The sequence below is a fragment of the Corallococcus sp. 4LFB genome (assembly GCF_046520365.1).
Taxonomy (GTDB): Bacteria; Myxococcota; Myxococcia; order Myxococcales; family Myxococcaceae; genus Corallococcus; species Corallococcus caeni.
The window spans coordinates 1-611 of sequence record NZ_JBKGHJ010001210.1 but is presented as its reverse complement, the minus strand read 5'-3'; the positions used below and the strand labels follow the sequence as shown (position 1 = coordinate 611).

Genomic DNA, 611 nt, shown 5'->3' with positions numbered 1-611 from the left:
CCGGCCCCGGTGCGGGGACCGGAGCCGCGACGCCGGCGCGGACTTCAGCCGCCGTCGGACAGCGGACCGCCGTCCGAGGTGCCGGCGTCCGAGTCGTCACCGGCGTCGGTGGAGCCCGCGTCGGTGGGGCCGGCGTCGATGAGCCCCGCATCGAAGGACGTGCCGGCGTCGGTGGAGGTGCCGTCCTCGGCGGTGCAGACCTCGTCGCGGCAGACGTAGCCCTCCAGGCACTGGCCCCGGTCACAGGGCTGCCCTTCGGGGTCGAAGGCGACGAGCAGGCTGCAGGCGGACAGTCCCAGGACCAGGGCCAGGGGAACGATGAGCGATGAAAGGCGGCGCATGGCTAGTAGTTCCGGAGATCGTCTTCGTCGAGCTTGGGACGCTTCTTCTCTTCCTCGCGCTTGCGCCTGGCCTCTTCCTCCGCCTTGCGCTTCGCCTCCTCGTCCGCCTTGCGCCTCGCCTCCTCCTGCTGCTTGCGCTGCGCCTCCTCCTCCTTCTTGCGCTGCTCCTCCTCGCGCTTGAGACGGGCCGCCTCCTCGCGCTGGCGCCTCGCCTCGGCCGCGCGCTCCTTGCGCGTCAGCTTCCTCGCGGCGGGCGGCGGGGCTGCGGGG

General features: G+C 73.0%; 1 protein-coding gene and 1 pseudogene. Both read right to left on the bottom strand.

The features are described from left to right. Positions 1-44: 44 nt before the first annotated feature. Positions 45-341, bottom strand: a complete 297-nt coding sequence (locus tag ACLEQD_RS44975; RefSeq protein WP_410392003.1) for a hypothetical protein — start codon at positions 339-341, stop codon at positions 45-47. Between the two features lie 2 nt (positions 342-343). Further along, positions 344-611: pseudogene (locus tag ACLEQD_RS44970) on the bottom strand (PEGA domain-containing protein); the annotation flags it as partial.